The organism is Lactobacillus equicursoris DSM 19284 = JCM 14600 = CIP 110162 (genome assembly GCF_001434815.1).
GTDB lineage: Bacteria > Bacillota > Bacilli > Lactobacillales > Lactobacillaceae > Lactobacillus > Lactobacillus equicursoris.
Genome location: NZ_AZDU01000009.1, coordinates 1 through 19,997 on the forward strand (window position 1 = coordinate 1; position 19,997 = coordinate 19,997).

The following is a 19,997-nucleotide window of genomic DNA, read 5'->3' on the forward strand; positions in this document are numbered from 1 at the left end:
TTTCGGGACATTATCCCAAGTTATTGACAGTTTTACCTATTTATTCTTTTATTTGTCAAGCATTCAAAGCCTGGTTTAAGGCGATATAGTCGCTGATCGCTAGCTGCTCTGGCCGCACCCGCGGGTCTAACTTAAGATTAGTCAGCAAACTTTCTCGCTCTGCCTTGTCCGGCACCAGGGTCTTCAGGTTGTTAGAAAGAGTCTTGCGGCGCTGAGCAAAGCAGAGCTTAACCAGGCGGTTAAACTTTTCCGGGTCTCCCACGTCAACTGGCGTCTTGAGCGGCGTTAAAACCACCACTGCTGAATCAACCTTTGGCTGGGGCATGAAGGAGGCATGGCCGACATTAAGGGCCAAATCAACCGCCATCCGGGTTTGAACGGCGATGGTCAAAGGACCATAGTCCTTGTTGCCAGGGCCAGCCGCCAAGCGGTCTGCAACTTCTTTTTGCATCATCAAGGTCAAGCTGGTGAAGTTTAAACCTGATTCCAGCAGGCTGAAAATGATCGGCGTTGTGATGTAGTATGGCAGGTTAGCCACAACTTTAACGGGCTTGGTCAGGTCGAAAAAGCCAGCTAAGTCTTCTGCAAAGTTAGCCTTCAATACGTCTTTTAGCACTAACTTGAAGCGGCTAGAAAGTGGCTCACCGTCGATTCTTTGCGGCAATTCCGTTTCTAGGATTTCTGGCAAAGAGTCATCGACTTCGTAAGCAAAAACCTTGCCCCCATATAAAAGGAGCTGCTCGGTCAAAGACCCAATCCCTGGCCCAATTTCAATCACCTGGTCGCCTTCTTGAATGCCGGCGGCTTCAGCGATGCCTTGGACGGCATTTAAATCAACCAAGAAGTTCTGCCCTAAGTTCTTCTTGGCTCTCACAAAGTAACGGTTGACAATCGCCTGGGTCCGAACCGGACTAGCGATGGGAATCTGCTTGACCATTTTCTGCCTCCTTAACTGCTTTTTCTAATTCTTCTAAACTAATGCCAAAAGTCCGTAGGCGCTCATAAAAGCGCTTGGAGTTGGCATAGCCGATCCCTAACTTAATTCCAACTGCTTCGCGCAGCTTCCGAGAATGGCCGCCAAGGGCCAGCCCTAAGTCCAGGTAGTCATCGTAGTCGATGCCTGGCTTAGGAGCCACTTCATGCAAGTCGCTCAAGGCCCGCTCAAGAGCCGCCTTTGACGCATGCTCGACGCCTAAGCTGCCGGCTTTTTCCGGACGGCCTTCATCCCTAGTGATAAAGGCCTGTTTGGCGCTAGGCACGGCTTTTGTAACCAGCCGCCTGATCCGCTCGCCGTTAACGTCAGGATCGGTTAACACGATGATTTCTCTATTTTGGGCCAGCTTTTTCAGCTTGGCTAAAACGGCATCAGAAACGGCCGAGCCATTCGTCTCGACCGTTTCAATTCCTGGAAAAAACTGCTTTAAGCGAATCGTATCGTCCTTGCCCTCGACAACGACGACAGCATTAAAATTCTTCTGCATTTAATCCATATACCCTCATTGCATTGGCAAAGGTGGCGTCCGCGATCACTTCTAAGTCCACGCCTCTTAACTTGGCGATGGCCTCAGCCACGTAGCGGACGTACCCTGGCTCATTCTGCCGGCCCCGGTAAGGAACTGGCGTTAAAAATGGCGCATCGGTTTCCACCATGAAGCGGTCAAGGGGCAGCATCTTGGCTGATTCCTGCACCTCGAGCGCTTTTTTAAAGGAAACGACCCCTGAGAAGGAAAAAGTCACGTTTAAGTCCGCAAACTTTTCCGTCCATTCTGGCCCGCCGTTGTAGCTGTGCAAGACTGCCCCATATTCCAAGTTAGCCTCTTTCAGGATCTGGTAGCAGTCCGCAAAGGCATCCCGGGTGTGGACGTTGACTGGCAATTTCAGATCATGCGCAACTTCAATCTGCCGGCGAAAAACGTCCTGCTGGACGTCTCTTGGCGATTCGTCCCAGTAATAGTCCAGGCCGATTTCGCCGATCGCCACTACTTGGTCATTTTGGCATTGCTCAACCAGCAAGTCTTCAGCTTTTTGGTCGTAGTCCTTGGCCACATCTGGGCAGTAGCCGATGATGGCCTTGACATTGGCAAACTCGCTTGCCAGTTTCAAGGCATCCAGGTTCATCTGCGGGTCTTGCCCAGCGCAGTTCATCCCCACCACGTCTAAGTCCGCGGCTCTTTTCACGTATTCAGCTTCCTTGCCCTTAAAAGGCGCGTCATTTAAGTGGGTATGATTGTCAAAAATCTTCATTAGCCCAGTTCTGCCCCTACTGGCTGGTCATCGCCAACAATGGCCAGCTTGACTTCGCCATCTTTTTCGCTAGACAAGAGCATGCCTTGGCTTTCGTGGCCCAGCATCTTGCGCGGCTTAAGGTTAGTGACTGCCAAAACCTTCTTGCCAAGCAGAATGCTTTCGTCTGGGTAGAACTTGCGGATCCCGCTCAGGATTTGGCGTTCGTTTCCTTGACCAAAGTCCAGCTTGAACATCAAGAGCTTGCTTGACCCTTGCACTGGTTCAACTGACAAGATCTTGCCGACTTGGATCTTGACCTTGTCAAAGTCGTCGATGGTGATCAGCTTTTCGTCTTGCTTTTGTTCTCTTCTAGATTGCTTCTTTGGCTTAGCCTTCTTCATTTCTTCCTTGATGTAGGCCACTTCTTCGTCTTGCTTAAGACGTGGGAAGATTGGGGTTGGCTTGGCAATCACGTGCAGGTTCCAGCCAAAGGCGCCAAATTCAGCCGTCTTTTGATCTTCGTTATTCCAGTCAAGGCCAAGTTGAGTAAACATCTTAGCTGGGGTTTCGGTCATCACTGGCGCAATCAGCAAGGCAACCAAACGCAGGCTTTCAGCCAGGTTGCTCATGACGCGGGACAATTCTTCAGTCTTGCCTTCCTTGTTCAAAACCCATGGCGTGGTTTCGTCGATGTACTTGTTGGAACGGGAAATTAGTTGCCAGACATTTTCCAAGGCGTTGGAGAAGTGCATGTGGTCCATGTTTTCGTAGTAGTCTTGAACCGTCTTAGCGGCAACGGCTGCCAGGTCCTTGCCGTACTTGTCTTGTTCCTTGGCAACTGGAGCTACCAAGCCGTCTTGGTACTGGTTGATCATGGAAACGGTCCGGTTGAGCAGGTTGCCCAGGTCGTTAGCCAAGTCAAAGTTGGTCTTTTCCACAAAGTCTTCTGGGGTAAAGGAACCATCAGCACCAAATGGAATGGCCCGCATCAAATAGTAGCGGACTGGGTCCAGGCCGTAGCGGGAAATCAAGGATTCTGGGTAAACGGCGTTGCCCTTTGACTTAGACATCTTGTCCTTGTAGATCAAAACCCAGCCGTGGCCAAAGACTTGCTTAGGCAGCGGCAAGTCCAGTGCCATCAGCATGATTGGCCAGTAAATGGTGTGGAAGCGCACAATTTCCTTACCAACCAGGTGAACGTCAGCTGGCCAGTACTTCTTAAAGAGGGAATCATCGTCTGAGCCGTAGCCCAAAGCCGTGATATAGTTGGCCAAGGCATCGATCCACACGTAAACGACATGCTTAGGATCACTTGGCACTGGAATCCCCCAGTCAACCGTGGTTCTGGTCACAGACAAGTCTTCCAAGCCTGGCTTGATGAAGTTGTTCACCATTTCCTTTTCCCGGGAATTTGGCTGGATGAATTCTGGGTGGTCCTTGTAGTATTGCAAAAGGCGGTCTGCATACTTGCTCATTCTGAAGAAGTAAGAAGGTTCCTTAACCAGCTGCACTTCGTGGCCAGATGGAGCAATCCCGCCAGTCACGTTGCCTTGGTCATCGCGGAAGACTTCCTTTAATTGGCTTTCAGTGAAGTATTCTTCGTCTTCCACTGAGTACCAGCCAGTATATTCGCCCAGGTAGATATCGCCTGAGGCCTTTAATTTTTCAAAAATCTTCTGAACAGCCTTAACGTGTTCTTCGTCGGTGGTCCGAATGAACTTGTCGTAGTTGATGTCCAGCTTTTTCCACAAGGCCTTGATGTCCTTGACCATGCCGTCAAGGTATTCCTTAGGCTTCATGCCCAGTTGTTCAGCCTTTTGCTCAATCTTCAAGCCGTGTTCATCAGTCCCAGTCAAGAAGAAGGTGTCGTAGCCGCGCGCCTTCTTGTAGCGGGTCATGGTGTCGGCAGCAATCGTCGTGTAAGCATTGCCGATCGTCAAGCGGCCGGATGGGTAGTAAATTGGCGTAGTGATATAAAAAGTTTTCTTGTTTTCTGCCATCGTCGTCGTCTCCTAAAAAATCTTTACTCTCTATCATACAACAAAAAAGCCTGGTAAATAAAGCCGTCCACAACATTTCCCCAGCAAAAAAAGGCTCAAAAGAGCCTTTTTTAAAATTAAATCAAGAATTTTTCCTTCTTCATGTAGAAGTGCTTAACGATCGTGGTCAAGACCAGGTAGCAAAGCAACAAAGCGGCCACGATCCATAGGAATTCTCCGTTTAACGGGCCAAACTTCATGGCGTTAGCAACGCTGGAGAATGGCAGGAAGGTCCCGAAGATAGCCGCGCCAAAGGTGGCAACCATGACTGGCAAGGAAGCTCTTTGCTGGATAAAGGGCAGGCGTTCGTCCCGCAGGGCGTGGATGACCATTTCCTGGGTCCACAGGGATTCCACAAACCAGCCAGTGTGGAAGATGGTCATGAAGAGCATTTTTCCACCGGCATCTAAACTAGCGTAAGAGCCACCCGTTAAGGCTGGACATACTAAGAAGAACAAAACTGCAAAGGTGATGACGTCAAAGATAGATGAAGCTGGTCCAAAGTAGAACATGAATTTTGGCATGTTCTTGGTTGACCATTCTCTTGGCACCTGTAAGTAGTCTTCTGAAACCTTGTCAAATGGCAAAGCCAGGCAGCTGGTCCCATAGAGCAGGTCCAGGATCAAGAGCTGCAGTGGCAGCATTGGCAGGAAGGGCAAGAAGATTGAGGCCACCATGATGGACAAGATGTTCCCAAAGTTGGATGATAAGGTAATCTTGATATACTTCATGGTATTGGTCAGGGTCTTGCGACCGATCCGAACCGCATGTTCCAAAACGCCGAGGTCTTTTTGGAGCAGGATAATGTCGGCTGATTCCTTAGCCACGTCAACGGCGGAGTCAACGGAGATCGACACGTCTGCTTGTTTCATGGCTGGGGCATCGTTGATCCCGTCGCCCATGTAGCCGACCGTGTGGCCGTTCTTTTGCAGGGTGGCAATGATCTTGGTCTTCCATTCTGGTGACAGCTTGACAAAGATGTCACATTTTTCCACCATGTCGGCCAGCTCTTCATCGCTCTTGCCAACTAAGTCTTTTTCACTGAAGACCATATCAATGTTGAGGCCCACCTTCAAGGCCACGTTCCGGGTAACGGCTTCGTTGTCCCCGGTCAGGATCTTGACGGTAATGCCGTCTCGGTGCAGGCTGTCCAAAGCGTGCTTGGCGCTCTCCTTTGGTGGATCCAGGAAGGTCAAGAAGCCAATCACGATCAGGTCGTTTTCATCGTTGACGGTGAATTCGCCAACTGGGGATGGGTCCACCTTGTAGGCCAAGACGATAACCCGCATCCCGTCGTCGTTTAAGTCTTCGATATCTTTAAAAATCTGCTTTTTCCGTTCCTCAGTTAAAGGAAGGGTTTCACCATTAATTTCAACCCGGGAAGAAACGGCCAGCATTTCTTCGGCTGCCCCCTTGGTGACCAGGAGGTGCTCGCCGTGCTTTTTATCAGAGTTTGCCACAACGACGCTCATCCGTCTTCTTTGGAAGTCAAAAGGAATTTCGTCGATCTTGTGGTAGTCACGCTGGATTTCGCTAGTATCTAATTCATCGTCAGCCACGTCGATCACGGCCCGGTCGATCAGGTCCTTCATCCCCGTTTGGTAGTAAGAGTTGAGGTAGGCCATCTTCAAGACCCGGTCAGTTTCCCTCATCTCCAGGTTGTAGTGCTTTTCCAAGATGACCTGCCCTTGGGTCAAGGTCCCGGTCTTGTCAGTGCAAAGGATGTCAGCTGAACCAAAGTTTTGGATGGAGTTCATCTTCTTAACGATGGTTTGGTGCTTGCCCATTTCCACGCTGCCCCGAACCAGGTTGGTGGTCACGATAACTGGCAGCATTTCTGGGGTCAAGCCAACTGCCGTGGCAATAGCAAAGATCAAGGCGTCGCTCCAGTTGCCCTTGGTCAAGCCGTTGATGATGAAGACTAAAGGAGCGATAATGGCCGTCATGGTCAAGAGGAGCTTGGAAATGTCCTTGATCCCGGTGTCAAAAGCGGTCTCCTTCATCTGGGTATTGGCAATTTCAGCAGCCATCTTACCAAACATGGTGTGGCTGCCAGTGGCAAAGACCACGCCTCTGCCAGACCCAGAAACGATCGTGGTCCCTTCAAACAAGATGTTCGGGTAGTCCAGGTAGTTGTCCATCTTGTCTGGAGTTGGGACAAAGTTGGCGTTCTTTTCTACTGGCGTTGATTCCCCGTTCAAAGAACTGGATGAGCAGAAAAGGTCGGTGCTGGACAAGAGCTTCATATCGGCTGGCACCATGTCGCCGGCGGAAATATTGATGATGTCGCCGACAACCACGTCCTTGGTTGGGATTTCTTGGTCCTTGCCGTCCCGGCGCACGTTGGTGGTTACGGAAACCATCTTTAAAAGGGACTGCACCGCATTAGAGGTCCGGACGTTTTGGACAAAAGAGGTAATCCCGGAAACCAGAACCATGACCACCATGATGATCACGGTACTGAGATCTTTTTGGTCATCGGGCACCAGGATGTAGTTGGTAAACAGGGACATCGTGGCTAAAATCAGCAAGACCAGGGTAAAAGGCGTTAAAAAGGCTTCTGCTAAAAACTTTAGCTTGCTATCCTTGTTGCTGCTCGCAATTTCGTTAGCACCAGTCTTTTCTCTAACAGCTTCCGCTTCTTCCGTGCTTAAGCCATTGCTGTTGGTGTGGAGCTGGGCCAGAGTAACGCTTCTCTTTTCCAAAGCGATTCTTGGTACCCGCTTTGCATCTTTGCTAGCTATTTTGTTCATTGACTTGTTGAGCATGGTTTTTCCTCCTTATGACAACACTGCAAACGAACAAAAAAGCCCCCTTTACGAATCGTATGGGAGGCTTGCCAAACAAGGCCACTTTATTGACTAATCGCTCAGCTTTAACACTACGTGACGTAAGCACATGCTAGCTACCTGGAAAGTGCCTTATTTCGACAATTTCTATTTAACCCGTTGGCATCTCTGGATGTTTCTGGGCGATAGCGTGTGTTCACGTAGGAGTCTCACCTAACAGTTCATTTGCTCTTATTTATTTTTACCAAAGAAAACTATACTCGCTCTTGGCCGACTTGTAAACCACTTTTTGCAAAAAAAGTGAAGATTTAGTGATTACCGGCCCTGTTGCTTGGCGATGTGACGCAAAAAGATGATCAGGGCCAACACCACTACGCCCAAGGCAACCATGATCGGAATCCGCAAGTCGGCAGGCTTGATGATGTGGTTCAATTCTTCATTGGTCAGATCTTGTGAGTCTTTTTTCAGGTCAAGGCCTTGGTCGACCAGGGTCGTGCAGATCTGAAAGAGGTCTTGGACACCCTGGTTGAAGGCCAAACTGTCATCTGAGCTGATGTTGCCGGCCGTGTAGCTCAAGATGTTCCGTCTTACCTGCGCAGTAAACTGGCTGTGCAGGTCCCGGCTAGAATAGAGATAAGCCCGTTTATTGCCGTCTTTGCCGATGTTGATGACGATGTAGACCGTTCTGGTCGCCTTGTTTAAGCCATCTGGCTGGATCTTTTTGGCATGCTTTAAGGTCTCAACGATGATAATGGGGTGTGCCGTCGTCTTTTGGTACTTGGCGTTTTTCTTTTCAACGATTTGCTTGGTGTCCGTGTTGATCAGGTGGGCATTGTCTTGGACAAAAAAGCTGCTGGCCCCGGTCAAGGTGAAAAATGCCAATAGCAAAGCCAGGCTTGCTAAAAGCCTATTCGCTATCGTCTTCAAGTTTGTGTGCCAACTCCTCGACGAATTGGCGGTCAAGCTTAATCTGTTCATAAGGTACTCCACTATCACGCAGCAATTCGATCGCTAAAGGACTGTCATGATAATCATAGTAATAGTTGATCTTCTTGATGCCCGCTTGCACCAGGTGCTTGGTGCAGTTGTAGCAAGGAAAATGGGTAACGTAGATTTCGGTACCGTCAGTTGAAACCCCATTTTTGGCACAGGAAATCAAGCTGTTCATTTCCGAGTGAATGGTTCTGACGCAATGGCCGTCAACCAGCTGGTGGCCCACGTCATCGCAGTGGGGCTGGCCGGACACGGAGCCGTTATAGCCGGTGCTGAGGATGCGCTTGTCTTTGACCAAGACGCTGCCGACCAGGGCCCGGTCGCAGGTCGACCGCTGGGCGATAACCAGGGCCTGCATCATAAAGTATTGCTTCCAAGGGATACGTTTCCGGGTCATCTTTTAGCCCCGGTTCTTAAAGTAGTTAAAGCCGATAGCGTCGCGGACTTCGTCGAGAGTCTGGTTGGCAACTTCGTTAGCCTTCTTGGACCCAGCGATCAGCATGTCGTAAACGGCATCGATGTTTTGGGCGTACTTTTCCCGGCGTTCTCTGATTGGAGCCAGTTCTGCTTCCAAAACCTTGTTCAAGTAGCGCTTGATCTTAACGTCGCCAAGGCCACCCTTTTGGTAGTCTTCCTTAAGCTGAGCAACGGTTTCCTTGTCTGGATCAAAGACGTCCAGGTAAGTGAAGACCACGTTGCCTTCGATTTGGCCTGGGTCTTCCACATGGATGTGGTTAGGGTCAGTGTACATGGACATGACCTTCTTTTTAACTGTTTCAGCATCATCTGACAAGTAGATGCAGTTGCCCAGGGACTTGGACATCTTAGCATTGCCGTCAAGGCCCGGCAGGCGGCCTTGGCCCTTAGGCGGGAAGTAGCCCTTTGGCTCAACCAAGACGTCAACGCCATAAGTCCGGTTAAAGGTTCTAACGATTTCCCGGGTTTGTTCCAGCATTGGTTCTTGGTCATCGCCAACTGGCACCAAGTTAGCCTTAAAGGCAGTAATGTCTGCTGCTTGGGAAATTGGGTAGGTCAAGAAGCCAACTGGAATGGAGTCGCCAAAGCCCTTTTGCTTGATTTCGGCCTTAACGGTTGGGTTTCTTTCCAGACGCGCCAAGGTTACCAGGTCGGCGTAGTCAGAAGTCAGTTCAAACAGGGCCGGAATTTGGGACTGAACAAAGATGGTTGACTTTTCAGGGTCAAGGCCCACTGCCAGGTAGTCCAGGGCAACTTCGATCAAGGAGTTGCGAATTTTTTCCGGGTTGCGGGCATTGTCGGTCAAGGCTTGCGTGTCCGCGATCATAATATATGGGTCATACTTGCCGGTGTTTTGCAATACAACCCGGTTTTTCAAAGAGCCAACGTAGTGGCCAATGTGCAAGTTACCGGTTGGCCGGTCCCCAGTTAAAATAATATCTTTAGCCATAATTTTTTGTCCTTTTCACTTTTTCACTTAGCTGCCCGAAAGCAGGTACTATTATCACTATTATCACTATTTTAACAAAAATAACAAATAGATTAAACCACCGCGAAAAAAGGAGTGATTTTCAACTTTTTTAAAAAACGGGCTTGGCGAAATCAAATTTACATGATACAATAAAAACATCTTGCGGGTATAGTTTAATGGTAGAACGCTAGCTTCCCAAGCTGGAGATGAGGGTTCGATTCACTCTATCCGCTTTATTATCAAAAATTCAATAGCTAAGAAAAGCTGATCCTACGGGATCAGCTTTTTTGTGTAGTTTTTTGTAATGTTTTCTGAAAAGCCTTTATTTTTTTACTTTTAGCGCTACAATTACGGTTGAAAAACAAGAGTAATATTTGGAGGCATATCATGTTTTTCAATAAATCAATGTCTAAAGAAAATGAACAATTTAAAGAGAAGCTGGAAGAATTAATCAGCGATCCTGCAGTCAAGAGCAATTCTGCTTTGAGCGAATTGCTTTCAGGCGCGGTCAAGAAGTGCGAAAAAAACGAATCTATTCGTTCCATCGCTTCTAGCCTGGACTTACAAATCAGAAGTCACTTTGCCGAAAATGAATTGCCAAAGAGCGTTAAGGCTTTGCAACTTGACTTAGCCAAGTACACTGCTTTTGGCGCAAATGGCGTTGTTTTGAAGTAAAAAATATTTTCCCAAGCAAAAAGGAGTCGAATCACAGATTCGGCTCCTTTTTTACATCTAAATTGTAATGGTAATCACGGTTAAAACGCCGTTTAATACCACCAGGTAAAGCGGCAGCCACAAGGTTTGGGTGCTCAGGTAGCTCCAGGCAAAAATCATCCCCAGCAGCAGGTTAGCCGTAAAGATGATCGGCACAAACTGGAAGGTCAAAACCGCGTACAAAAGGCCTGAGCAGAGAATTCCAAAGTAAGCGACAGCCTTTTTCTCATTTCTAAACCAATAGTTGAACAAAAAGCCGCTGCACAGGTACTCTTCTAAAACCGGCAAGACGATCCCGTTAGCCAGCATCACAAACCAGTAAAGGAGGTTTGACGAGTGCTGCATGTAGGCCATCTGCAGGCCCGATGCCGGTGCTCCTTGGTAGAGCTGCAAATAGGAAACCCCGATCCGGATCAAGGCCACCGCGACGCTTAAGATCAGGGTCTGCTTGTAGCAGCTGGTCCAGGCTAAATTATAGCTTAAGTCAAAGAAGCGCTGCTCTCTTTTAAAACGGTAAACGTAGAAAAGGCTGCACATGGCAGCCACAATGAGGAACAAGATGACATGCCAGATGCTGATGGCACTGCTCCTCAAAGCCAGGTTATCGGTCAAGGCCACCATGATAAAAAAGATCAAATAGACCAGATAGCGAATCATGTTCCCTTCTCTAGATCTCGGCGTATTCATACTCCTACCCTCCTACGTAATGCTTATGAATAATTAATTATACCAAAGATTAGGCCTAGTTTTATGTCTTTCTTTTGACAAAAAAGCTACAGGCAGTGCAATGTTTTTAAGAAATACGTTCCTTTTCTCGTTTTTCTCTTTTCATACTTTTTGCCAAAAAGGCTTGGTCAAATAAAATCCAAACTAATTTGCTATAATGTAGAAATAGAAAAAAGCACTATTGGAAAGTGACGTGATACCATGGCTGATTTAGAGAAGATTGTGGCCCGGCCCTTAATTACCATTACCAACTTAATCTGGAGCTTCAACAAAGAAACCAGCAAGGTCCAGCTCCTGCTTATCCGCCGCAAGGACGAACCCTTCGCTGGTCAGTGGGCCCTGCCCGAAACCCTGCTCCGGGAAAAAGAAAGTGCCGACCAAGCGGCTGTCCGCTTGATCAAGGACAAGATCGGGTTGGACCTGCCTGAATCGTCCACTGAGCAACTGGCCACCTTCACTTCCCCTGACCGGGCTCCAGGCGAGCGGGCGCTAGCCCTGACCTACATGACCTACCTGCCCGCCATGCCGGCCCTGCGGCCTGGCTACGGAGCCAGCGCCGTTGACTGGTTTAGCTTTGAAAATTTTGGCCACAAGTATGAGCTGACTTCTGGCAATGAAGGCTTGACCTTTATCCTGGCCCAAGATTCGCGCGCCCTAGCCTTTGACCACGACGAAATCGTGGCCGTGGCCATCCAGCGGATCCGCAACAAGTTAGACTACCAGCCAACTATCTTGCAAATCCTGGGGCCCAGCTTCACCCTGCGCCAGGCCCGGGAAGTCTACGCTCCCTTCTTCCAAACCAGCGTAGACAAGATCGACAATTCCAACTTCCGCAAGACCCATGGATTCCTCTTTACGGAACTCGGCGTGCAGAAGAATTTTCATAAAAGTGGCCGGCCACCCAAACTATATTGTCTGAAAAACTTGCAAAATAACATTTTATGGAGTAAAGTTGACGTCAAGTAAGTAAAAGTTTATTTTACTTTTATTTTTACTGGTTTTTAGGTAAATTATACTTTTAACAAAGGATTAGGAATAATGGAAGACGAAGCTCTATTAATTATTGACTACACCAACGACTTTGTTGACGACAAGGGGGCCTTGACCTGCGGCAAGCCTGCCCAAGTCCTGGCTGACCAAATCGTGAAGTTAGCTGATCAATTTTTAACAAGTGGCAAGTGGGTTATCTTGCCAACCGACAAGCACTATAAGGGGAATCCTTATCACCCAGAAACCAAGCTCTTCCCGCCTCACAACCTGCCAAATACTTGGGGCAGAGAGTTTTATGGTCCCTTGCAAACTTGGTATAATGAACACAAAGACAATGACCGCGTAGTGGTCTTGGATAAGTCACGCTACTCCGCTTTCTGCGGGACGGAGCTGGACCTCTTTTTAAGAGAAAGAAAGGTCTCACGCGTCCACTTAACCGGCGTTTGCACCGACATCTGCGTTTTGCACACGGCGATGGATGCCTACAATCACGGCTATGACATCACCGTTCACGAAAAGGCGGTTGCCGCTTTGAACGACGCTGGGCAAAACTGGGCCTTGAACCACTTCAAGTCCTGCCTGGGCGCGGAAGTTGTCGATTAATTTTATTTTGTAGTTATATATTGAGAAAGTAGATTTTTATTACTATGTCTTTATCACACGCATTAATTACTGACCTGTATGAATTCTCCATGGCCAATGGCTACTTTGAAACCCTGCCAAGAGATACTGAAGCCGTTTTTGACGTCTTCTACCGGACCGTTCCAGACAACGGCTCCTTCGTTATCTCAGCGGGTTTGGAACAAGTCGTTGAACAACTGAGAGGCTTCCACTACACCAAGGAAGACATCGACTACTTAAAGTCCCTCAAGCTGTTTAGCGATGAATTCATCTCCTACTTGGAAACGATGACCTTCGACTGCGTGGTTTACGCTATTCCAGAAGGTACCCCAGTCTTTCCAAGAGTCCCAATCTTAACGGTTAAGGGGCCTTTAATTCAATGCCAATTGCTCGAAACCTTTGTTTTGAACTTAATCAACCACCAATCCCTGATCGCCACTAAGTCCCGCCGGATCAACCTGGCTGCCGCTGGCCGCCCAGTCATGGAATTCGGTGCTCGCCGGGCCCAAGGCCCAGACGCTTCTGTTTTGGGCGCTAGAGCTGCTGTGATCGGCGGCTGCGGGTCAACCAGCAACGTCTTGTCTGCTGCCAAGTACAACATTCCAGTTGCCGGTACCATGGCTCACGCCTGGGTCCAAAGCTTCCCAACTGAACTGGATGCCTTTGAAAAGTGGGCACAAGTTTACCCAGACAATGCCCTGCTCTTGGTTGACACCTACGACGTTTTGAACTCTGGTGTGCCAAACGCCATCAAGGTCTTCAAGGAACTCCGCGAAAAAGGCTACAAAAAGTTCGGGATCCGGATCGACTCCGGCGACATCGCCAAGTTGTCACGCAAGGCCCGGAAGCTGATGGACGACGCCGGCTTCCCAGAAGCAACCATCACTGCTTCAAACGCCTTGAACGAAAACGTGATTCACTCCCTCTTGCAAGAAGGGGCTCCACTTGACAGCTTTGGCGTTGGTGAACAACTCATCACTAGCTCTAGCTCTCCAGTTTTGAGCGGGGTCTTCAAGCTGGCAGCCTTGAAGGTTGACGGCGGCGACTGGGAACCAAAGATCAAGCTGTCCAACTCCAAGGAAAAGATCACCCTGCCAGGGGAAAAGAAGGCTTACCGTCTCTACCACAAGGGCACGAGAAACGCCTTTGCGGACGTAATCGCCCTGGCCGACGAAGAATTGCCTGAAGAATTTGTTGGGATCAACATGGACCCAATGATGACTGAAACCGAAGCTGACTTAAAGGACTTCGATGCTGAATTGCTGACGCAAGTCGTAGTTGGGCCAAGAGCTCAGTCAATTGAAACTGACACCTTTAAGATTCAAAAGCACATGTACGAAAAGCTGGCTGAACTTCCTGAAGAAACGCAAAGATTGCTTAACCCAGACCGTTACCCAGTTTACCTGACTCCAGCCTTGGCTGATCTGCAACAAAAGATGATCAAGGATCACAAGGAAAAGAAGTATTAAAATAAATACTGAATTACAAAAAGGCTTAACCCTAATATCGAGGTTAAGCCTTTTTTGCTGGGCAATTTGACAAGTTCAAACGGAAGCGATATAACAAAAATGGTAAAGGAGTAAAATATGAAGTCTAAAAAATAATAATCTCTTTTATTGCAGCAGTACTTTTTGTATCATCAAGCAACCTATTCATTTCTTTTGCCAAAGCAGACAATGCTGTTTCTCCTAATCAAATTGAGCAAGTTTTAGATGACACTAATACTACATCTGGTTCACTCAAGTTAGATTCTGAGCAAATAAACAATATCGATTCTCAAATTCAAGAAAAGGTTAGTGTAGTGTCTAGTGATAACGAATCCACAGCTACACTAACCGATGATGATCTGATCGATATTTTAAGTAACATTCTAACACCCCAGCAACTTGATCAAGTACAAGCAGCTAAACATCATCAAGGAGTTACTAAGATTATTTGGCATGGTAAAGCTCGATACGGCAATGTAGATATCTATCTCAGCAAAAGAATGTTAAATGCGCTTAGAGGCGTATCTATTACAGCTGGTTACACTATCATGTATACATTATTGTCTAAAGTCTGGCCCTATGAAGCTTCGATTGAAGAAAAACAGATGGCGAAATTTATTATCACCAACTATATCAAACACACAGAAAAAGGATTTTCTTATGGAAGAAAGTTCATTTTCAGATCATGGAAATTTAAAGGGTGGAGATATCAATAATGAACAGATACTTTCCAACAAAAAAATCGATTTGTCTATTTTGGTTTTCGATCCTTGCTAGCATCCTCACTGCCGTTAGTCTCTTATGGATCTCAGGATCCTCGGTCTTCTTCATCGACTGGCTCGGCGCAGCAATCTTCTATGCCTATTTAGACAGCCTGTCTTTCTTATCTGATCGTAAGACATTAAAATGTACTTTTACCGTTATTTTCTATGTAATTTCGGTTATTCTTGATATTTTGGTATTTTTCATTTCTGGCAAGTAAAAAGCTTAGTCATTGACTAAGCTTTTTTATTATTCACCATCATTTCTCAGATAGTAGGTTCCCCGTCCGGCACCCTTTTTAACTAAGTAACCTTCTTCGGTTAACTTACGCAAAGCGGTCGCAATTGAGGACCGACTGAGACTTGGACAGTGGATCAAGGCATCTCTGCTTGTGAATTTGCCCAGTTGTTCAGCCGCATATACTTTGACAATTTCGTATGCATTGCTTGGCGCATCTTCACTCATCAGTCCGACCCGGTCTTCAAAGTCGGTGTAGCAGGCCAAAATTACCTGTAGTAAGTACTTGATAAACGGAACTGGATCATTTTTGCCTTCATACCAGCCTAGATCGATTCTCTGCAAGACCTCATAATAGACATCCTTGGTTTCTTCAATCTTCTTTTCAATACTGATATACTTCCCAACATTATAGCCGTTTTGATAGAGCAAAAGCAAGGTCAAAAGCCGGCTCATCCGACCATTGCCATCATTAAAGGGGTGGATGCAGAGAAAGTCACAGATGAATACGGGGATTAAGATTAAGGGATCAACTTTTTCCTGTGCCAGGGCCTGTTCATAAGCCTGGCACAGATTATCGATGGCTTGCGGCGTATCATATGGCGGAATCGGCGTAAATAGCGTTACATTTTCGCCATTCGGCAGAGTTTCATTGATGTAATTTTGAACGCTCTTAAAGTGACCACCATAAGATACCCCGGATCTGCGGAAAAGATTTTTGTGCAGCTGCAGGATGTAGGCTGGAGTAATTTTAATGTAGTCGTAGCTCTCATGAATCGTATTCAACACATCCCGGTAACCCATGATTTCATCTTCATCGCGGTTTCTCGGAGTAGTCTTATCGTCCATTAGTTGCCTCATCCGGGTACTAGTTGTGACAATCCCTTCGATTTTGTTAGAAGACTCAGTACTTTGAATTTTGGCAATCTCAACCAGCCGAGTCAGTTCCACTGGCTTTTGCCGAATAAAGAGGTCTTGTCGCCCTTTATATTCATGAATCTTGGCCACCAAATTGACAATTTCCATCGGCCAGGATTGGTTAGCAAGTTTAGTGTAGTCAAAAGTTTTCATTGTTTATCGTCCAATTATCGTCCAATTTATCATTTATCGTCCAATTTTAAGCGATTTTGGACGATAATTCAATTAATTGGACGCAAAATAGTAGATATGAAAATAGCTCTAGTCCCTTTTGGGCTAGAGCTATTTTTCTTACTTAGCCAATTCTGACGTGCACATTGGGCAACGAGTGGCTTCGATGTTGATCTCGCTCTTGCAGAAAGGACAGGTCTTAGTTTCAGCTGCCTCTTCTTCTGCTTCGTCTTTTTTCACAATGGAGCTAGCCTTGTTAAAAGCCTTCACGATCAAGAACAAGACGAAGGCCATCAGCAAGAAGTTGATCGTCGCCGTCAAAAATTTCCCGTAAGCCAGCTTGATCCCAGCGAATTTCAAGGAGAACTGATCAAAGTTCATCCCGCCGATCAAACCCAAGAGCGGGCTGATGATGTCCTTGACCAAGGACTGAACGATGCTGGTGAAGGCACCACCAATGATGATACCAACGGCCATGTCCATCACGTTGCCCTTGGAAATGAAGGCCTTGAATTCACCGAAGAAGCCCTTGGTGGATTCGATCGCCTTGTTGTCCGTCAAATTTACTTTACCTTTACTTGCCATCTTTTTCCTCTTCCTCCAGATAGATTATAGGTTACTTTTTTAAAAAAATTACTTGCTGATCGTGACCTCGCCGGCGATATCCTTGTTGAAAAAGGCCTTAACTTCGTCTAAGTCCATCCCCTGGCCCAGGGCCCACATGAGCTTGGTCACGGCACTTTCACTGGTCATGTCCCGGCCGCTGATGGCCCCTTCCAGCATGGCGGCCCGGCCGACCTCGTACTTGGTCAAGTCCGTCCGCTCGTAAAGGCACTGAGAGCAGGCAACAACCGGCACGCCGCGCTTAACTAGCTCGCCGATCGCCTTGACCATGTTCCGCCGCATGTAGTTGATCCCGCCAAGGCCATAAGCCTCAATCACGATCCCCTTCACGCCGCTGTCGACCATGGCCTTCAAGATGGCTGGGTCAAAGCCTGGGAAAAGCTTGACCATGGCCACATGGCTTTCCACCTTGGTATTTAAGACGCAGATGCCGTGCTCACTTGGCACGTATTCAAAATCCTTGTGCTTGATGTCGATCCCGTCGCTGGTTACCATGGCAACCGGATCTACGTTGATGCTCTTGAAAGCGTCAAAGCCGGTCGTTCTGATCTTGACGCAGCGGCATCCCCGCATGATCTGCCGGTTAAAGGCAATGTAGATCCCAGGCTTGCAAGTCGCTGCCGCCGCAAAGGCCACCCGCAGGTTGTCTGGAGCATCGCTCAAGATGGCCTGTATGGGCACCTGGCTCCCGGTCAAGACCACCGGCAGATCGATCCCCTGCAACATGAAGGTCAGCATGGACGCCGTATAAGCCATGGTGTCGGTCCCGTGGGAAACGACGATGCCGTCAAAGCCTTTTCTCAGTTCGTAGATTTTTTCCGCAATAAAGGCCCACTCTTCTGGCTGGATGTTGGTTGAATCCAGGGCCAAAATATCCTTAGCTGTCACATCGTAAGGCAAACCGCCCAGGGTGTGGAGCAATTCAGCCCCTGACTGGCCCGGAATGAGGCCCTCTTCAGAAGCGACAGAAGCAATCGTGCCCCCAGTTGATAGCAGCAAAATTTTCTTGTTAGTCATTATTCGTCCTCATTCTTGCCAGCCGAATCTTGGTCCTCCAGCAGCTCTTGGTACAGGCGGTCCAGATAGTCATTAAATTGGTTCAGCTCTTCTGGCGTGTACAATCCTTCTAGCCGGTGGTGGAAGCGGTGCAGGCCCACTTTCGCCTTTTCGCAAAAAGTCTTGCCTTCCGGCGTCAAGGCCGCCACCTTGACCCTTTTATCATTTTTAGCCAGGCGCCCTTTAACGTAGCCCTTGCATTCCAAACGGCTAATAATTCCAGCCATGGTCGCCTGGGCCACCTTGAAGTGGGCTTCCAGCTGCTTGAGCGTGGCTTCGCCATTTTCGCAATGCTCTAGGTAGACCAAGGCGTGGAACTGGGAAAAAGTCAGATCGATTTTCTTCAGCTCTTGGTTGCCAAACTTGTACATCAAGTCGTTGATCTTCTTGATTTTTAGCCCTAAGTCCATCCTCATCCGCATCATGCTTCCTTTTACTAATTTGTTTGCGCCTAACGCTTAATTTTAACATTTTTTGCCGGAGAAAAGTTGGCAAAACCATCTTCGAGAAAAATCTTGCCTTAGGGCTTTACGAAAGAAAATGAAAGTATTATCATAGATATGAGAAAATTACGATTAGGTTGAGGGTCACACCAAACCTTCGACTTTATCTTCAGTAAATTGTTATTGTTGTTAAGTGTAATTTTTCACATCACAGAGAATGCGAACCGGCCGGTTCGCATTTTTTGTTTCTCTGAGATTATTTTTCACTTATTCTGCCGTCTTGGTCACGTCCACCCAAGCCTCGTAGCCAGAGTACTTTTCCAGCTGCGGAATGGTCAATTTGACCGCACTGTTTTCGCTGCCGGCGGCTGGGAAGACCGTTTCATGCCGCTTCAAGGATTGGTCCAGGTAAACTTTAACATTGTCTTTCACGGCAAAAGGACACACACCGCCTGGAGCGTGGCCGATATAGTCTTCTACCTGGTCAAAGGGAATCATCTTGGCCTTCTTGTGGAAGGTGTCCTTATACTTGCGGTTGTCGGTCCGGGCTTCCCCGGCCATCACGATCAAGATTGGCTGGTCGTTAACCAAATATGACAAAGTCTTGGCAATCTGGTCAGGTTCAGTCTTTAAGGCTTGAGCCGCCAAAGCTACCGTTGCCGATGATTCAGGAATTTCAATTACGTCGACATCCGTATCTTGAAAAAAATCTTTTACTAAGTCTACTGCCATCTTCTGCTTCTTTCTATTTGTTACTAGTTGTTCTCTTCTTGATTAGTTTCTTTTTTAACAGCTTCAGCCAGCTTTTGAATGTCAGCTGGCATGACCGTGCAGCAGCCCCCAACAATGGTGGCGCCGGCCTTGACCCAGTCAGGACCTGCCTGGCCAAAGTCAGGCGCATCTGGTGGGTAGACCCACTTTTTCACCTGGGGGTCGTATTCAGCGCCAGAATTGGGGTAAACAATGATTGAATCCGTCACTCCCTTTAAGCTCTTGATGGCATCAACCGTCCACTTCAGCTTCATGCAGTTAACCCCGGTCGCAAAAACTTGAGGATACTTTTGCACGGCTTGAGCGGCCTCAGTCAGCGATGTCCCCTCGCTGATGGTCTGGGGATCTTTTAAAGAAAAACTGACATAAACGGCTAATGCTGGATAGGTCTTTTGCACATAGTCCAAAATAGCCAAGACTTCCTCTAGCTTGGGCTGGGTTTCAATGGCCAAGCAGTCGGCACCGCCCTGCACCAGCTCGTCAATCCGCGGTGCATGGAAGTTCACGTATTCTTCAGGAGTCAAGTGGTAGTTGCCCCGGTATTCATTCCCATCGGCCAAATAAGCCCCGTAAGGGCCAACTGACCCCGCCACATAGTTGTGGACCCCGGTTGCTTGTTCATAGTCATCTCGGGCCTGAATGGCGATTTCAGCCGACTTTTTAATCAAGTCACGGGCTTCATCTTCGCTATAGCCATACTTTGCAAAAGCGGGCAAGTTGGCCTGGTAGCTGTTGGTGATGGTGATCCGGGCACCAGCTTTAAAGTAGTCGTAGTGGACCTGGTAGACCCGGTCCGGGTGGTCAACCAAAGCCTTGGCGGTCCACAAGTCGGAACTGGTTTCTTCCCCCATGGCCTCTAGAGGCGTTGACATGGATCCATCCAAAATCACGGGTTTAGTTAGTTTATCAAGCAAGTTTGTCATAGTTTTTACCTCTAGTTTGTGCTATTCTGTAATAGTCCTTATTTTAATCAAAAACTAATC

20 protein-coding genes, 1 tRNA gene and 1 riboswitch are annotated in these 19,997 nt (G+C 47.8%); of the genes, 6 read left to right on the forward strand and 15 right to left on the reverse strand.

Features of this window, described 5'->3' with window-relative positions; translation table 11 throughout:
* Positions 1–55 precede the first annotated feature (55 nt).
* From rsmA to trpS, 8 genes are all read right to left on the reverse strand, one after another.
* A complete protein-coding gene (gene rsmA / locus FC20_RS02850) occupies positions 56–937 on the reverse strand; it encodes a 16S rRNA (adenine(1518)-N(6)/adenine(1519)-N(6))-dimethyltransferase RsmA (RefSeq protein WP_008462139.1) in 882 nt (293 codons plus the stop codon).
* Positions 912–1,481 carry a ribonuclease M5 gene (gene rnmV / locus FC20_RS02855; protein ID WP_008462137.1) on the reverse strand — a complete coding sequence of 190 codons (570 nt, stop codon included), beginning with the start codon at positions 1,479–1,481 and terminating at the stop codon, positions 912–914. The genes rsmA and rnmV overlap by 26 nt, the downstream gene beginning before the upstream one ends.
* Positions 1,465–2,244 carry a TatD family hydrolase gene (locus FC20_RS02860; protein ID WP_008462135.1) on the reverse strand — a complete coding sequence of 260 codons (780 nt, stop codon included), beginning with the start codon at positions 2,242–2,244 and terminating at the stop codon, positions 1,465–1,467. Before FC20_RS02860 ends, rnmV begins: the two co-directional genes overlap by 17 nt.
* On the reverse strand, positions 2,244–4,226 hold the full coding sequence (gene metG, locus FC20_RS02865) for a methionine--tRNA ligase (protein WP_008462133.1): 1,983 nt from the start codon (positions 4,224–4,226) through the stop codon (positions 2,244–2,246). Before metG ends, FC20_RS02860 begins: the two co-directional genes overlap by 1 nt.
* Before the next feature lie 116 nt (positions 4,227–4,342).
* Positions 4,343–7,033, reverse strand: a complete 2,691-nt coding sequence (gene mgtA / locus FC20_RS02870) for a magnesium-translocating P-type ATPase (RefSeq protein WP_008462131.1) — start codon at positions 7,031–7,033, stop codon at positions 4,343–4,345.
* Between the two features lie 85 nt (positions 7,034–7,118).
* Positions 7,119–7,282, reverse strand: a riboswitch (M-box (ykoK) riboswitch).
* An 87-nt stretch (positions 7,283–7,369) separates the two neighbouring features.
* Complete coding sequence (locus FC20_RS02875) at positions 7,370–7,981, reverse strand: methanol dehydrogenase (RefSeq protein WP_008462129.1); 612 nt, start codon at positions 7,979–7,981, stop codon at positions 7,370–7,372.
* Positions 7,962–8,444, reverse strand: a complete 483-nt coding sequence (locus FC20_RS02880; protein ID WP_008462127.1) for a deoxycytidylate deaminase — start codon at positions 8,442–8,444, stop codon at positions 7,962–7,964. Before FC20_RS02880 ends, FC20_RS02875 begins: the two co-directional genes overlap by 20 nt.
* A 3-nt stretch (positions 8,445–8,447) precedes the next feature.
* Entirely contained in the window at positions 8,448–9,473 is a 1,026-nt protein-coding gene (gene trpS / locus FC20_RS02885) for a tryptophan--tRNA ligase (protein WP_008462126.1), read from the reverse strand.
* Between the two features lie 183 nt (positions 9,474–9,656).
* Between trpS and FC20_RS02890 the strand changes: the two genes are divergently transcribed.
* Both FC20_RS02890 and FC20_RS02895 read left to right on the forward strand, forming a co-directional pair.
* Positions 9,657–9,727 (forward strand) — tRNA-Gly (locus tag FC20_RS02890).
* Between the two features lie 172 nt (positions 9,728–9,899).
* Complete coding sequence (locus tag FC20_RS02895) at positions 9,900–10,169, forward strand: bacteriocin immunity protein (protein ID WP_236697627.1); 270 nt, start codon at positions 9,900–9,902, stop codon at positions 10,167–10,169.
* A 57-nt stretch (positions 10,170–10,226) separates the two neighbouring features.
* Here FC20_RS02895 and FC20_RS02900 read toward each other — a convergent pair whose 3' ends face one another.
* Positions 10,227–10,895, reverse strand: coding sequence for a CPBP family intramembrane glutamic endopeptidase (locus FC20_RS02900; protein WP_008462122.1), 669 nt, complete (start codon positions 10,893–10,895; stop codon positions 10,227–10,229).
* Between the two features lie 240 nt (positions 10,896–11,135).
* Between FC20_RS02900 and FC20_RS02905 the strand changes: the two genes are divergently transcribed.
* From FC20_RS02905 to FC20_RS02920, 4 genes are all read left to right on the forward strand, one after another.
* Positions 11,136–11,900: an NUDIX hydrolase gene (locus FC20_RS02905; protein ID WP_008462120.1), complete on the forward strand. Its 765-nt coding sequence runs from the start codon at positions 11,136–11,138 to the stop codon at positions 11,898–11,900.
* A gap of 72 nt (positions 11,901–11,972) precedes the next feature.
* Positions 11,973–12,527, forward strand: a complete 555-nt coding sequence (locus FC20_RS02910) for a cysteine hydrolase family protein (RefSeq protein ID WP_008462118.1) — start codon at positions 11,973–11,975, stop codon at positions 12,525–12,527.
* A 44-nt stretch (positions 12,528–12,571) separates the two neighbouring features.
* Positions 12,572–14,014 carry a nicotinate phosphoribosyltransferase gene (locus FC20_RS02915; RefSeq protein ID WP_009557973.1) on the forward strand — a complete coding sequence of 481 codons (1,443 nt, stop codon included), beginning with the start codon at positions 12,572–12,574 and terminating at the stop codon, positions 14,012–14,014.
* A gap of 332 nt (positions 14,015–14,346) precedes the next feature.
* Entirely contained in the window at positions 14,347–14,748 is a 402-nt protein-coding gene (locus FC20_RS02920) for a hypothetical protein (RefSeq protein ID WP_008462109.1), read from the forward strand.
* A gap of 295 nt (positions 14,749–15,043) precedes the next feature.
* Here FC20_RS02920 and FC20_RS02930 read toward each other — a convergent pair whose 3' ends face one another.
* The 6 genes from FC20_RS02930 to mmuM form a co-directional block, all read right to left on the reverse strand.
* Positions 15,044–16,102 (reverse strand): Fic family protein, encoded by a 1,059-nt coding sequence (locus tag FC20_RS02930; protein WP_008462105.1) that lies wholly within the window; start codon positions 16,100–16,102, stop codon positions 15,044–15,046.
* A gap of 138 nt (positions 16,103–16,240) precedes the next feature.
* Positions 16,241–16,705 (reverse strand): large conductance mechanosensitive channel protein MscL, encoded by a 465-nt coding sequence (mscL, locus tag FC20_RS02935; RefSeq protein WP_008462102.1) that lies wholly within the window; start codon positions 16,703–16,705, stop codon positions 16,241–16,243.
* A gap of 48 nt (positions 16,706–16,753) precedes the next feature.
* Positions 16,754–17,761, reverse strand: a complete 1,008-nt coding sequence (locus FC20_RS02940) for an asparaginase (protein ID WP_008462101.1) — start codon at positions 17,759–17,761, stop codon at positions 16,754–16,756.
* Positions 17,761–18,222 (reverse strand): MarR family winged helix-turn-helix transcriptional regulator, encoded by a 462-nt coding sequence (locus tag FC20_RS02945; protein WP_008462099.1) that lies wholly within the window; start codon positions 18,220–18,222, stop codon positions 17,761–17,763. The genes FC20_RS02940 and FC20_RS02945 overlap by 1 nt, the downstream gene beginning before the upstream one ends.
* A 288-nt stretch (positions 18,223–18,510) precedes the next feature.
* Positions 18,511–18,975, reverse strand: a complete 465-nt coding sequence (locus FC20_RS02950; protein WP_008462097.1) for a YbaK/EbsC family protein — start codon at positions 18,973–18,975, stop codon at positions 18,511–18,513.
* A 23-nt stretch (positions 18,976–18,998) separates the two neighbouring features.
* Positions 18,999–19,937, reverse strand: a complete 939-nt coding sequence (mmuM, locus tag FC20_RS02955) for a homocysteine S-methyltransferase (RefSeq protein WP_008462095.1) — start codon at positions 19,935–19,937, stop codon at positions 18,999–19,001.
* Positions 19,938–19,997: the final 60 nt, after the last annotated feature.

What these genes read in the sequence shown, in the direction of transcription:
- rsmA (WP_008462139.1), bottom strand. Translation starts at nt 937, where the DNA reads ATGGTCAAGCAGATTCCCATCGCTAGTCCGGTTCGGACCCAGGCGATT.
- rnmV (WP_008462137.1), bottom strand. Translation starts at nt 1,481, where the DNA reads ATGCAGAAGAATTTTAATGCTGTCGTCGTTGTCGAGGGCAAGGACGAT.
- FC20_RS02860 (WP_008462135.1), bottom strand. Translation starts at nt 2,244, where the DNA reads ATGAAGATTTTTGACAATCATACCCACTTAAATGACGCGCCTTTTAAG.
- metG (WP_008462133.1), bottom strand. Translation starts at nt 4,226, where the DNA reads ATGGCAGAAAACAAGAAAACTTTTTATATCACTACGCCAATTTACTAC.
- mgtA (WP_008462131.1), bottom strand. Translation starts at nt 7,033, where the DNA reads ATGCTCAACAAGTCAATGAACAAAATAGCTAGCAAAGATGCAAAGCGG.
- FC20_RS02880 (WP_008462127.1), bottom strand. Translation starts at nt 8,444, where the DNA reads ATGACCCGGAAACGTATCCCTTGGAAGCAATACTTTATGATGCAGGCC.
- trpS (WP_008462126.1), bottom strand. Translation starts at nt 9,473, where the DNA reads ATGGCTAAAGATATTATTTTAACTGGGGACCGGCCAACCGGTAACTTG.
- FC20_RS02895 (WP_236697627.1), top strand. Translation starts at nt 9,900, where the DNA reads ATGTCTAAAGAAAATGAACAATTTAAAGAGAAGCTGGAAGAATTAATC.
- FC20_RS02900 (WP_008462122.1), bottom strand. Translation starts at nt 10,895, where the DNA reads ATGAATACGCCGAGATCTAGAGAAGGGAACATGATTCGCTATCTGGTC.
- FC20_RS02905 (WP_008462120.1), top strand. Translation starts at nt 11,136, where the DNA reads ATGGCTGATTTAGAGAAGATTGTGGCCCGGCCCTTAATTACCATTACC.
- FC20_RS02910 (WP_008462118.1), top strand. Translation starts at nt 11,973, where the DNA reads ATGGAAGACGAAGCTCTATTAATTATTGACTACACCAACGACTTTGTT.
- FC20_RS02915 (WP_009557973.1), top strand. Translation starts at nt 12,572, where the DNA reads ATGTCTTTATCACACGCATTAATTACTGACCTGTATGAATTCTCCATG.
- FC20_RS02930 (WP_008462105.1), bottom strand. Translation starts at nt 16,102, where the DNA reads ATGAAAACTTTTGACTACACTAAACTTGCTAACCAATCCTGGCCGATG.
- mscL (WP_008462102.1), bottom strand. Translation starts at nt 16,705, where the DNA reads ATGGCAAGTAAAGGTAAAGTAAATTTGACGGACAACAAGGCGATCGAA.
- FC20_RS02940 (WP_008462101.1), bottom strand. Translation starts at nt 17,761, where the DNA reads ATGACTAACAAGAAAATTTTGCTGCTATCAACTGGGGGCACGATTGCT.
- FC20_RS02945 (WP_008462099.1), bottom strand. Translation starts at nt 18,222, where the DNA reads ATGCGGATGAGGATGGACTTAGGGCTAAAAATCAAGAAGATCAACGAC.
- FC20_RS02950 (WP_008462097.1), bottom strand. Translation starts at nt 18,975, where the DNA reads ATGGCAGTAGACTTAGTAAAAGATTTTTTTCAAGATACGGATGTCGAC.
- mmuM (WP_008462095.1), bottom strand. Translation starts at nt 19,937, where the DNA reads ATGACAAACTTGCTTGATAAACTAACTAAACCCGTGATTTTGGATGGA.